The sequence below is a fragment of the Bacillus sp. N447-1 genome (assembly GCF_022701035.1).
Taxonomy (GTDB): domain Bacteria; phylum Bacillota; class Bacilli; order Bacillales; family Bacillaceae_G; genus Bacillus_A; species Bacillus_A cereus.
This window is the reverse complement of record NZ_CP065509.1, coordinates 1,589,911-1,602,591: the sequence shown is the minus strand read 5'-3', so window position 1 is coordinate 1,602,591 and position 12,681 is coordinate 1,589,911. Positions and strand designations below refer to the sequence as shown.

Sequence of the window (12,681 nt, the reverse complement as noted above, 5' to 3'; positions counted from 1 at the left end):
AAAGCGGGAAACTGCTTTTCTTTTTTTTTTTAGTAAATAAATGATATAGTTTTAACTAGACAGAGTGAGATTAGAAAGATTGCTTACATGAATGGTAGGTGTAGCCAAGTTTTGGTTATAGAAAATAGAGTGTATGTGTTATAATAAGTTTTATGAATTAGAAAACAAGGGTGATTTTTTGTGTGTGACATCTACGGAGGGTATGCGGGTATAAAAGAAAAATTGATGGAGAAATTACGCCATCCTTATTTTATAAACTATATTGAAGAACCATTTATTGATGAAGAAAAGATAGCATTGTTATATGGTGCTTTAAAGAGTGCAAACTTACATATAGAACAAATTGAGCATTACGTAGTAACAATTATGCTTGTACAAATTGCGCTTGATACGCATGAAAGGGTATCAAATAAAGCAGGCGAGGAAGAGATTGAATTCCATAAATGTCGTCAATTAACAGTACTTGCAGGCGATTACTATAGTGGACTATATTATTATTTATTGTCTATGAATCGTGATATTGTTTTAATTCGTGCACTTGCTGAAGGAATTAAAGAGATAAATGAACACAAAATTATGTTATACCAAAAAGCGCATGAAACGACGGATGACATAATGAAAAGCATAGTAACGATTGAGTCTGCGCTCCTTCAAAAAACATGTGATCATTTTCAGTTATCACATTGGAAGCCATTTATCACATACGTATTAGGTGGAAATCGCCTTCAAAAAGAAATTCAATTGTATGCTGATAAGCAACATTCACCTGTTTTTCAAGCTATGCAAGATGCTTTAGGGGATAAAGCAGAAGTAGTGATTAATGGTTGGATGAAGGAATTGAGAAAGAAAGAAAAACAATTTTTAGAAAATCACACAGACATAAATGAAATAAATTCTGTGTTAAGGAATAAATAGAAGACATAAGCAATTTTACATTGGAAGAAGGTACGAGCATGCAACAATCAAAAGAAGAAAGAGTACATGACGTATTTGAAAAGATTTCTGATAAATACGATGTGATGAATTCTGTAATTAGTTTTCAAAGACATAAAGCGTGGCGGAAAGAAACGATGCGAATTATGGATGTACAACCAGGCAGTCAAGCGCTTGATGTATGCTGTGGAACCGCAGATTGGACAATTGCGCTAGCTGGAGCCGTAGGTGAGCAAGGAAAGGTTGTTGGCTTAGACTTCAGTGAAAATATGTTATCTGTTGGTAAGCAAAAGGTAGAGGCGTTACAATTAAAACAAGTAGAACTTCTACATGGGAATGCAATGGAACTTCCGTTTGAAGATAATACGTTTGATTATGTGACGATTGGGTTTGGTTTACGTAACGTACCGGATTATATGCACGTATTAAAAGAAATGACGCGTGTAGTAAAACCAGGTGGAAAAGTAATCTGTTTAGAAACATCTCAACCAACAATGATTGGTTTTCGACAAGGGTATATTTTATACTTTAAATATATCATGCCGTTATTTGGAAAGATGTTTGCGAAAAGTTATAAAGAATATTCATGGCTTCAAGAATCTGCTAGTACGTTCCCAGGGATGAAAGAATTGGCTCAAATGTTTGAGCAAGCTGGACTTGAACGTGTGCAAGTGAAACCATTTACTTTTGGGGTAGCAGCAATGCATTTAGGAATTAAACCAGAATCAAAATAGAAAAAAGAAGTTTTAGGTTAAGGTGAACAATATGAAGTTACAACTTATGTACTCTTTTTTACGATCGGATATTAATGTGATAGAAAAAGAATTAAAAAAGACAGTCGCTTCTGAACAGCCATTAGTAGAAGAGGCAGCATTACAGCTTATTGAAGCTGGTGGGAAACGAATTCGTCCTGTATTTGTGTTGCTTGCAGGGAAATTTGGAGATTATAAGTTAGATGCGATTAAGCATGTTGCTGTTGCGTTAGAACTTATTCATATGGCTTCTCTTGTTCACGATGATGTTATTGATGCTGCATTTTTACGACGCGGCAGTGCGACTGTGAATGCGAAATGGGGAGATCGTATTGCGATGTATACAGGGGACTATCTGTTCGCTAAGTCTCTTGAATGTATAACCAATATCGAAATTCCAGAGGCACATCAAGCGTTATCACATACTATTTTAGAAGTCTGTAAAGGTGAAATTGAACAAATTAAAGATAAATACAATTATGACCAAAATTTAAGAACGTATTTAAGAAGAATAAAGCGAAAAACAGCATTATTAATTGCCGCGAGTTGTCAATTGGGAGCGATTGCTGCTGGTGCTAATCGTGATACGGTAAATCGTCTATTTTGGTATGGGTATTTTGTAGGAATGTCTTATCAAATTATTGATGACATTTTAGACTTCGTTTCTACAGAAGAGAAACTTGGAAAACCTGCTGGTGGGGATTTACTACAAGGGAATATTACACTTCCTGCTTTATATGCGATGGAAGATCCCGTACTTCGTCAGAAAATCACATCTGTACATGAAAATTCAACAGCAAGTGAAATGCAAGAAATTATTGATGCTGTAAAAAATAGTACAGCAATTGATCAAGCATTTGCGTTTAGTGAACGTTATTTACATAAAGCTTTAGAAATAATAAAACCACTCCCACGTGGAAAAGCAAAGTACGCATTACAAAATGTTGCAAAGTATATTGGAAAACGAAAATTTTAAGGTTTATTCTAAAAAATAAAATAATCTCTCTATTTCAAAACTATTGCACAATTGTGATAAGGGTGATAATATGTGTGTGGGGATATACAATTACATACATAATTCAGAAGTGGAGAGATTTTTTATGGAAAAAACATTTCTAATGGTAAAACCAGACGGTGTACAACGTGCCTTCATTGGGGAAATTGTAGCTCGTTTTGAGAAAAAAGGCTTTCAATTAGTTGGTGCAAAATTAATGCAAGTCACTCCAGAAATTGCTGGACAACACTACGCTGAGCATAAGGAAAAACCTTTCTTTGGTGAGTTAGTAGACTTTATTACATCTGGACCTGTATTCGCAATGGTATGGCAAGGTGAAGGTGTAGTAGATACAGCTCGTAACATGATGGGGAAAACAAGACCACATGAAGCAGCTCCTGGAACAATTCGTGGAGATTTCGGTGTAACTGTTGCGAAAAACATTATCCATGGTTCTGATTCTTTAGAAAGCGCAGAGCGCGAGATTGCTATTTTCTTTAAAGAAGAAGAATTAGTTGACTACTCAAAATTAATGAATGAATGGATTTACTAATTATTTTGAAATAATTTGTAAACGCTTTAATCACTGTGATAATAGTAAAAAGTGCAAGGAGAATAGGGGTATTCTTCTTGCACTTTTTTTATTTTCAGTTAGTTACGAAGTTTGAACTGTTATGATATGTTGATATTTAAATTAGGACTATCGGAAATATAGAATAAGAAAATGGTCGATTTATGATATAATTTCTTTAATATTTTTAGAATGATAAAAGTTAATATAGTGAGATAAATACATATACGAAAAGAGGAATAACGTATGCGATATATTACAGCTGGTGAATCTCATGGTCCACAACTTACAACGATTATAGAAGGTGTTCCGGCAGGATTGTCTTTAGTAGCAGATGATATAAACGAAGAGTTAGCTAGAAGGCAAAAGGGATATGGGCGCGGTAGACGCATGCAAATTGAAACGGATCAAGTGCAAATTTTAAGTGGTGTTAGACATGGAGAAACATTAGGTTCCCCTATTGCACTTGTTGTTGAAAATCGTGATTTTGCACACTGGACAAAAATTATGGGGGCGGAGCCTTTAACTGAGCAAGAAGAAAAAGAGATGAAAAGGAAAGTGACAAAACCAAGGCCTGGGCATGCTGATTTAAATGGTGCGATTAAATATGGTCATAGAGATATGAGGAATGTACTGGAACGTTCGTCAGCGCGCGAAACGACGGTGCGTGTTGCTGCTGGTGCGGTTGCTAAAAAGGTGTTAGCAGAACTTGGTATTAAAGTAGCGGGCCATGTAATTGAAATTGGCGGTGTACAAGCTAAGGAGATTACGTATAGTTCAATTGAAGAATTAAAGAGTATTACCGAAGCATCTCCTGTACGTTGCTTAGATGACGAAGCTGGTAACCAAATGATGAAAGCGATTGATGATGCGAAAGCAAATGGTGATTCAATTGGTGGAATCGTTGAAGTAATTGTGGAAGGGATGCCAATTGGAGTAGGTAGCTACGTGCATTATGATCGAAAACTGGATGCGAAATTAGCAGCTGCAATTATGAGTATTAATGCTTTTAAAGGTGTCGAGATTGGAATTGGTTTTGAAGCAGCGCATAGACCAGGAAGTGAAGTTCATGATGAAATTCTGTGGAATGAGGAGCATGGATATACACGAAGAACAAATAATGCAGGTGGATTAGAAGGCGGTATGACGACTGGAATGCCAATTGTTGTGCGCGGTGTGATGAAACCGATACCTACACTTTATAAACCTCTTCAAAGTGTAGATATTGATACGAAAGAGCCTTTTACAGCGAGCATTGAACGTTCAGATAGTTGTGCAGTGCCAGCAGCTAGTGTCGTTGCAGAAGCGGTTGTGGCTTGGGAATTAGCGACAGCTTTAATAGAACAATTCGGATTAGATCGTATGGAACTAATTCGTGAAAATATTGAGAAACATAATGAATATGCGAGGGGATTTTAATGGGAAACATACATATTCAAACGAAATCAAAAGAATATGATGTACATGTTGGTAAAGAAGTGTTGTCAAACTTAACAACGATCGTTCAGAATATGCAGCCAGCGGTATCTAACGTAATGATTATTTCAGATGAAGCTGTTGCATCACTACATTTACAGACAGTTATCGATGCATTACAAGTAGAGCAGCACGTGTTTTCGTTTGTTGTACCAAGTGGCGAAAAAGAGAAGTCTTTCGAAAATTTCTATGCGGCTCATACGTCAGCTCTTGAAAATAAATTAGATAGAAATTCTTTAATTCTTGCACTTGGAGGCGGAATGATTGGAGATTTAGCTGGTTTTGTTGCTGCATCGTTTATGCGTGGTATTCGCTTTGTGCAGGTTCCGACAACTTTATTAGCGCACGATAGCGCAGTGGGTGGGAAAGTAGCGATTAACCATCCGTTAGGTAAAAATATGATTGGTGCATTCCATCAGCCAGAAGCAGTTGTATATCATACACCGTTTTTACAGTCTCTTCCTGAAAAAGAGTGGCGTTCAGGTTATGCAGAGGTGATAAAGCATGCTCTTATCGGTGATGTGGAGCTATACCATTGGTTAAAAGAAGAAGTGCAAACATTAGCGGATCTTCATGATGAGAAGTTAATCCATATATTAACGAAGGCGATTCCTGTAAAGGCAAATGTTGTGTCACAAGATGAAACAGAGAAGGGTGTACGTGCTCATTTGAATTTTGGACATACGTTAGGACATGCTCTTGAAAAAGAGCTAGGGTATGGAAATATTACTCACGGTGACGGTGTAGCGGTTGGAATGTTATTCGCCATATTTTTAAGTGAGCAAGTGTACAAGGTTGATCTTGCTTATGAAGATATGAAGCAGTGGTTCTTGAAATACGGCTATCCAAAAATGCCAGGAGATTTGAATGTAGAGCGCCTCGTTCAATTGATGAAACAAGATAAGAAAGCAAATGCAGGAGCAATTCATATGGTGCTTATGCAGGAATATGGGGTAGTGAATGTCGTATCTATTTCAGATGAGACTGTTCATATTGCGTTAGAGGCATTTCAAAAAGATATGGTTTAAAATGATAGCGAAGTGCTGTGAAGTGCTCATTTAGAGGTATTCTCGTAATAGTGACGGTTATGACAAAAGATTACAGTAAGGGGCTATAACCGTATTGTAATCAAATTGAATGAAATGACTGGGGGAAGAAAAATGAGAGTGAAAGAGCAATTGTTAACTTTGAGAGCGTATGTGCCTGGGAAAAACATTGAAGAAGTAAAACGAGAATATGGTTTATCAAAAATTGTGAAATTAGCATCCAACGAAAATCCATTCGGTTGCTCAGCACGTGTGACAGAAGCATTAACTTCTTTAGCGAGCCAATATGCCCTTTATCCAGATGGATATGCCTTTGAACTTCGGACAAAAATAGCGGAACATTTAGGTGTAAAAGCAGAACAACTACTATTTGGTAGTGGATTAGATGAAGTCATTCAAATGATTAGCCGAGCGTTACTACATGAAGGAACAAACGTTGTAATGGCGAATCCTACGTTTTCACAATATCATCACCATGCTGTTATTGAAGGAGCAGAAGTTCGTGAAGTATCACTTAAAGATGGTATTCACGATTTAGATGCAATGCTAGAGCAAGTAGATGAGAAAACGAAAATTGTATGGATTTGTAATCCGAATAATCCAACAGGTACATATGTTGAGAAACAAAAATTACTTTCATTTTTAGAATCAGTTCCTAAGTCGGCTCTCGTTATTATGGACGAAGCATATTATGAATACGCGGAAGCAGAAGACTATCCGCAAACATTACCACTTCTTGAAAAGTATGAAAATCTTATGGTTTTACGCACGTTTTCAAAAGCATATGGTTTAGCTGCTTTTCGTATCGGATATGCGATTGGGGATGCGAAGTTAATCGGACAGCTAGAAGTAGCTAGGTTACCATTCAATACATCAACTGTAGCCCAATCTGTAGCACTCGCTGCATTAGAAGATCAAGCTTTTTTACAAGATTGTGTGCAAAAGAATGCTGAAGGTTTAAATCAGTATTATGCATTTTGTAAAGAATATAACGTATTCTATTATCCATCTCAAACAAATTTCATTTTCTTAAAACTCGGTATACCAGGTAATGAAGCTTTCGAACGATTAATGAAAAAAGGATATATCGTTCGTTCTGGTGCTGCATTTGGTATCGATGATGGTATTCGTATTACTGTCGGTTTGAAGGAAGAAAATGATGAAATTATAGAGTTACTGAAAGAGCTTGTAAATGAGCAAGTACAGAAAGAAGAAACATATTCTTAAGAGATTGTGAAGGCTCCTATTATAGGAGCCTTTTTTATCGCATTCAAAATAAAGGTTGAAGACTGCTAATTAAGTTATTCTGTAAACCACGGTTTGTATGGCTTGATAATTAGTGAGAGAAGTTATTTGCACGGTCATAAAAGAAAGCGGTACAATAGAAGATGATGATAAGGTATCGGTGTCATATCCGAACCTTTTGAACAATTAACTACTCTGTAGGAAGAAGTATAAGAAGAAGCATGCTCATTCTAAAGGTTGCGTTCTAACAGTGAGTTGCTTATGATAAATGAACAGAAAAGAATATTTTTTAGAATTAAAGGAGACGTTTATGCAAAAGTTTGAACAAGCTGTTTCATATATTGAAAATGGTGAAGCAGAAAAAGGATTACAATTATTAAAAGAACAATTAAAAATTGCGAATGATGAAGAGAAGTATGATATCGCTCGTTACTATCATACACTTGGATTTACAGATGAGGCATTAGCAATTACTGAAGACTTACGTTTACTGTATCCAGAAGAAAGTGAATTCACTGTATTTTTAGCAGAATTATATATTGATCTAGATAAAGAAGATGAAGCGATTGAAGTGCTTCATGATATTCCAGAAAATGACGATTTATATGTTCAATCGTTATTACTTGTTGCAGATTTATTCCAAATGCAAGGTTTTGATGATGTAGCAGAGCAAAAACTATTAAAGGCGAAAGAAATGATGCCTGATGAACCTGTTATTACGTTTGGGTTAGCAGAATTATATAGTAGTAAAGGTGAAGAACAAAAGGCAATTACTTATTATGAATCGCTATTAGCGGAACATAAAGTAATGGGTGGTGTCGTGATCGCACTTCGCCTCGCAGAAACGTTAAGCGCGATCGGAAACTGGGAAGAAGCGATTTCTTATTATGAAGCAGGCCTAGAGGAACAAAAAGATATTCACTCATTATTTGGATATGCCTTCACATTATACCAAGGTGAAGAATATCAGAGAGCAATTGGTGCTTGGCAGGAATTAAAAGAATTAGACCCTGAGTACGCATCACTGTACATGTATTTAGCGAAAAGCTATGAAAAAGAAGGAATGCTTCAAGAAAGCTATGAAACGCTTCATGAAGGAATTAAAGTAGATGAGCTTTCAGTTCCATTTTATGTAGAGTTAGCGAACATTGCGGCGAAATTAGGAAAAATAGTAGAAGCAGAGGAAGTTCTTCAAAAAGCGCTTGAGTTAGATCCAGGGCATTTAGGTGCAACATTAAAATATGCATATATCTTAAAAGAACAAGAAAAGTACGAAGAGTTAATTGCAATTGTAGAGCGTGCTATTGATAGTGGAGAACCAGATACACAACTACTTTGGGATCTTGCGTATGCAAAAAAACAATTAGAAATGTATTCGGATGCATTAAAACACTATGAAAGTGCATATACTTCTTTTAAGAATCATCCAGACTTCTTAGAAGAGTACGGTTATTTCTTATTGGAAGAAGGAAAACGAAAAGAGGCGAAAGAAGTATTTACCCAGTTATTACAACTAGACCCGACACAAATTCATATTGAAGAGTTGTTATATAATTTAGAGGATTTTTCATAAGTTGGAAGGAAACTGAATGCCGCTTCTTGAATCTAAAAAGAAAAGAGAAAGACAGAGGAGGGACTTAATTGCTATGAATACCCCTGTTTCTGTAAACGAGAAGAAGGATTTTGTAAAATGGTTTTTGAATAATTACCAACTGAAACAGCGTGAATGTGTATGGATTCTGAATTATTTAATGAGTCACGACCAATTGATGCATAAAGTCCACTTCGTAGAGCATGCAAAATATTGTCCGCGTGGCTTAGTGATGTCAGCGAATTGTGTGAAAGACACACCGTTTCACTTTTTTAAACAAAATGTTATGACAACAGATGCTGAAAAATCGTTTCATGATATTCGTTTAAATCGAGATGAGGATATTTATATTCAACTCAACTTTAAATCATCGTTTCAAAATGCGAATTATGTAGCTGTATTAGAAGAAAACCCATATCTACCAAAGCATATTGAAGTAAATGAAAAAGATCGTTTACTTGCAGAAAGGTTTTTGGAAGAAAGTGTATTTTCGTTTAGGAGAGAACGCCTTTTGAAACAAATTGATGAAGCGTTAGATAAGCAAGATAAGGAAGCGTTTCATAGATTAACGGCAGAGTTAAAAACTTTATAGAATTTATTTGGATTAATAAATTTTTACAAATTTCAGACTTTCATCAAGAAAAACTACCTATATTGGGTAGTTTTTCTTTTTTTACCTCTTTTAGTATGGTTTAATATATATAAAGTGAAAGTTCTGTCATTTGTAAGTGAAGGAGGGAAGGAATTTGAAGTGGATTGTAAAAGATGTGGAACAGTTTGAGCAAGCAAGAGAGTATGTTGATACAGGAGTAATACCGCTGTTATCAATTTCGGCAGCAAAAGAAATGAAAATGGTTGTAGAACAAGGTGAATTTATCGAATTGTTGAGCACGGAATTGGAAAGAGAGTATAAGGGAAGAGTGCTTTTACTGCCTGCGTTTACGTATTTGGTAGAAAGTCAAAAGAATGAAAAAGGTCGTTTGCAAGAATGGACAAATCATTTACGAAGTGAAGGTTTTAAGCATATTGCTTATGTTACAAGTGATTTTTCATGGAAAGAGGATATGCAAGAGTTACAGGGAGATTTGTTTTGGTTTCCTTCATTAGCATTAGAACAATTTAGTGATCAAGCAAAAAGAGAAGTTATTCATGCACATATAAAAAATATAATGGTGATGTTGGAAGAGAAATGGGGAAACTCATAATAAACAGAAAGTTCTTATTATTATGAGTAGTATGATATTGACCTGTGCATGAGCGTATTATATCATGATAGTGTCCTAGTTTTTATTTTTTATATAATTTATCACGAGGGGACAATTTCTGATAGAGGGGGGAAATTTTCGTGAGCGAGAAAGAACATCGCGTGTCAAGAAGACAATTTTTAAATTACACACTCACAGGGGTAGGAGGCTTTATGGCTGCCGGTATTTTAATGCCGATGACGCGATTTGCGCTTGATCCGGTGTTAAGAAAAGAAGCGGGAACGGATATGGTTGCTGTTGCGCAAGTAAAGGATATTACAACAGAGCCGAAGCGTTTCGATTTTAAAGTGAAGCAGGTTGATGGTTGGTACAAGTCTGAAGAACCAAAATCAGCTTGGGTTCATAAAGATGAAAGCGGAGACATTGTTGCGTTCTCTCCAGTATGTAAACATTTAGGATGTACAGTTAACTGGAATTCGGACAAAGCACATCCGAATCAATTCTTTTGCCCATGTCACGGGGGTCGTTATACAAAAGATGGGATTAACATTAAAGGTACGCCACCCCTTGCTCCGCTTGATGTGTACGAGTCTAAAGTGAAAGATGGAACGCTGTATCTAGGAAAAGCGAAGCCAAGAGGGGGTGCAAAGTAGATGTTAAATAAAATTTATGATTGGGTGGATGAAAGATTAGATATTACACCAATATGGCGTGATATCGCTGATCATGAAGTACCTGAACATGTAAACCCGGCACATCACTTTTCTGCATTCGTCTATTGCTTTGGAGGACTTACCTTTTTCGTTACTGTAATTCAAATTTTATCTGGAATGTTTTTGACGATGTATTATGTGCCTGATATTAAAAATGCTTGGGAATCAGTTTACTATTTACAAAATGAAGTTGCTTATGGGCAAATTGTTCGTGGTATGCACCACTGGGGTGCTAGTCTCGTAATTGTAATGATGTTTTTACATACACTCAGAGTTTTCTTCCAAGGTGCGTATAAAAAGCCCCGTGAGTTAAACTGGATTGTTGGTGTTCTTATTTTCTTTGTTATGTTAGGTCTTGGTTTTACCGGATATTTATTACCGTGGGATATGAAAGCTTTATTTGCTACAAAAGTAGGGATTCAAATTGCAGAGCAAACACCGCTCATTGGTCCTTATATTAAAACATTACTCGCTGGTCATTCCGAAATTGTTGGCGCTCAAACATTAACTCGCTTCTTTGCTATTCACGTCTTCTTCTTACCAGCAGCACTTCTAGGTTTAATGGCCTTCCACTTCATCATGATTCGCAAACAAGGTATTTCCGGTCCACTATAAGAGATTGCTAAATTAAAGGGGAAAGAACTAAAGGAGGGAGATTATGCATCGCGGCAAAGGGATGAAGTTTGTAGGAGATTCTCGGGTACCAGTAGCTCGGAAACCAAATATTCCAAAAGACTATTCTGAATACCCAGGGAAAACAGAAGCATTTTGGCCGAACTTCTTGTTAAAAGAATGGATGGTTGGTGCAGTTTTTTTAATCGGTTATTTATGTTTAACAGTGGCGCATCCGTCGCCGCTTGAGAGAATGGCGGACCCAACAGATGCTGGATATATACCACTTCCAGATTGGTATTTCTTATTCTTGTATCAGTTATTAAAGTATTCGTATGCTTCCGGTTCATTTACTGTAATTGGAGCATTTATTATGCCAGGGATTGCGTTTGGAGCATTACTGTTAGCTCCATTTCTTGATCGAGGTCCAGAAAGACGTCCATTGAAGCGTCCTGTGGCAACTGGATTTATGCTTTTAGCAATTGCATCGATTATCTTTTTAACTTGGGAATCTGTAGCACACCACGACTGGGAAGCTGCAAAAAAACAAGGAGCAATTGTAAAAACAGCGCCAGTTGATAAAAATGATGATGGCTATAAATTAATGCAAAAAAATACTTGTTTAACATGTCATGGTGACAATTTACAAGGCGGGGCAGCAGCACCGGCACTGCAAAACTTAACTTTAAAGCCAGAAGAAATTGCTAAAATTGCGAAAGAGGGAAAAGGTTCAATGCCTAAAGGTGTATTTAAAGGTACGGATGAGGAACTGAAGAAGCTTTCGGAATTCGTTGCAAAGTATAATAAAAAATAATAAAAAAGCTGACTACAAAATTTGTAGTCAGCTTTTCTATTTAGTTGGATGAAGTTTGTTATAATAGAGTAGGATTTAGTGAATGAATTACTTTGCTTGAAAGGTGTTGGACATACGGATTGGTGTACTTGTATGCAATGTTAAGACAACGCTCGGTATTATTATTTTTATTAATTGTTAACTTATTAGGTACAATTTATGGATTTATATGGTACGGAAATCAATTGAAAGAAACGTCACCTATATTTTGGCCGTTTGTACCAGATAGTCCTATGGCGACTCTCTTTTTTGTCTTTGTTTTAATTGCTTTTTTGGCAAAGAGAAACTGGGGATTAATAGAAGCGTTAGCGATTGTAACTTTAATAAAATATGGTATTTGGGCTGTTGTTGTAAACGCGATTATGATTTACGTAAAAGGGCCTATAGGCCTTATGGGCTACATGTTAATGCTTTCGCACTTCGCGATGGCAATACAAGGATTTTTATATGCTCCATTCTATCGTATAAAAAAATGGCATTTTATAGTAGCAGCTGTGTGGACGTTGCATAACGATGCAATTGATTATTTATTTTGGCAAATGCCGCGATATGGAATTATGCATTTGTTTGTAGAGGAAATTGGTTATTTTACGTTTTGGTTAAGTATTGCTGTACTATGTATTACATATTATTGTTGCTTACGTGAGCAAAGAAAACAATTTTCTTTATGATGGTTAGAACATTTAGGGG

At 36.3% G+C, this 12,681-nt stretch carries 14 protein-coding genes; all 14 read left to right on the top strand.

What is annotated here, in order from left to right; genetic code table 11:
• Nucleotides 1-180 precede the first annotated feature (180 nt).
• Nucleotides 181-915 carry a heptaprenyl diphosphate synthase component 1 gene (locus IQ781_RS07920; RefSeq protein ID WP_000332847.1) on the top strand — a complete coding sequence of 245 codons (735 nt, stop codon included), beginning with the start codon at nt 181-183 and terminating at the stop codon, nt 913-915.
• Between the two features lie 38 nt (nt 916-953).
• A complete protein-coding gene (gene menG / locus IQ781_RS07915) occupies nt 954-1,667 on the top strand; it encodes a 2-heptaprenyl-1,4-naphthoquinone methyltransferase (RefSeq protein ID WP_001187674.1) in 714 nt (237 codons plus the stop codon).
• A gap of 31 nt (nt 1,668-1,698) precedes the next feature.
• Nucleotides 1,699-2,661, top strand: coding sequence for a heptaprenyl diphosphate synthase component II (gene hepT / locus IQ781_RS07910; protein WP_000776077.1), 963 nt, complete (start codon nt 1,699-1,701; stop codon nt 2,659-2,661).
• Between the two features lie 124 nt (nt 2,662-2,785).
• Nucleotides 2,786-3,232, top strand: coding sequence for a nucleoside-diphosphate kinase (gene ndk, locus IQ781_RS07905; RefSeq protein WP_000415883.1), 447 nt, complete (start codon nt 2,786-2,788; stop codon nt 3,230-3,232).
• A gap of 264 nt (nt 3,233-3,496) precedes the next feature.
• The gene (aroC, locus tag IQ781_RS07900; protein WP_001269384.1) at nt 3,497-4,669 is read left to right on the top strand and encodes a chorismate synthase; all 1,173 of its coding nucleotides are present in this window, start codon (nt 3,497-3,499) and stop codon (nt 4,667-4,669) included.
• Nucleotides 4,669-5,754 (top strand): 3-dehydroquinate synthase, encoded by a 1,086-nt coding sequence (gene aroB / locus IQ781_RS07895; RefSeq protein WP_000526819.1) that lies wholly within the window; start codon nt 4,669-4,671, stop codon nt 5,752-5,754. The genes aroC and aroB overlap by 1 nt, the downstream gene beginning before the upstream one ends.
• A gap of 132 nt (nt 5,755-5,886) precedes the next feature.
• Nucleotides 5,887-6,999: a histidinol-phosphate transaminase gene (gene hisC / locus IQ781_RS07890; protein WP_001264019.1), complete on the top strand. Its 1,113-nt coding sequence runs from the start codon at nt 5,887-5,889 to the stop codon at nt 6,997-6,999.
• 328 nt (nt 7,000-7,327) lie between these two features.
• Complete coding sequence (locus IQ781_RS07885) at nt 7,328-8,590, top strand: tetratricopeptide repeat protein (protein ID WP_001168671.1); 1,263 nt, start codon at nt 7,328-7,330, stop codon at nt 8,588-8,590.
• 73 nt (nt 8,591-8,663) lie between these two features.
• Entirely contained in the window at nt 8,664-9,200 is a 537-nt protein-coding gene (locus IQ781_RS07880; RefSeq protein ID WP_001095925.1) for a ReoY family proteolytic degradation factor, read from the top strand.
• 154 nt (nt 9,201-9,354) lie between these two features.
• Complete coding sequence (locus IQ781_RS07875) at nt 9,355-9,813, top strand: YpiF family protein (protein ID WP_000871313.1); 459 nt, start codon at nt 9,355-9,357, stop codon at nt 9,811-9,813.
• A 140-nt stretch (nt 9,814-9,953) separates the two neighbouring features.
• A complete protein-coding gene (gene qcrA / locus IQ781_RS07870) occupies nt 9,954-10,466 on the top strand; it encodes a menaquinol-cytochrome c reductase iron-sulfur subunit (RefSeq protein ID WP_001290418.1) in 513 nt (170 codons plus the stop codon).
• Nucleotides 10,467-11,141 carry a menaquinol-cytochrome c reductase cytochrome b subunit gene (gene qcrB, locus IQ781_RS07865; protein WP_000932700.1) on the top strand — a complete coding sequence of 225 codons (675 nt, stop codon included), beginning with the start codon at nt 10,467-10,469 and terminating at the stop codon, nt 11,139-11,141. It abuts the gene before it with no gap.
• 43 nt (nt 11,142-11,184) lie between these two features.
• The gene (qcrC, locus tag IQ781_RS07860; protein WP_000554603.1) at nt 11,185-11,952 is read left to right on the top strand and encodes a menaquinol-cytochrome c reductase cytochrome b/c subunit; all 768 of its coding nucleotides are present in this window, start codon (nt 11,185-11,187) and stop codon (nt 11,950-11,952) included.
• A 119-nt stretch (nt 11,953-12,071) separates the two neighbouring features.
• Nucleotides 12,072-12,662 (top strand): lipoprotein heptaprenylglyceryl N-acetyltransferase LhaT, encoded by a 591-nt coding sequence (lhaT, locus tag IQ781_RS07855; protein WP_025709269.1) that lies wholly within the window; start codon nt 12,072-12,074, stop codon nt 12,660-12,662.
• Nucleotides 12,663-12,681 lie beyond the last annotated feature (19 nt).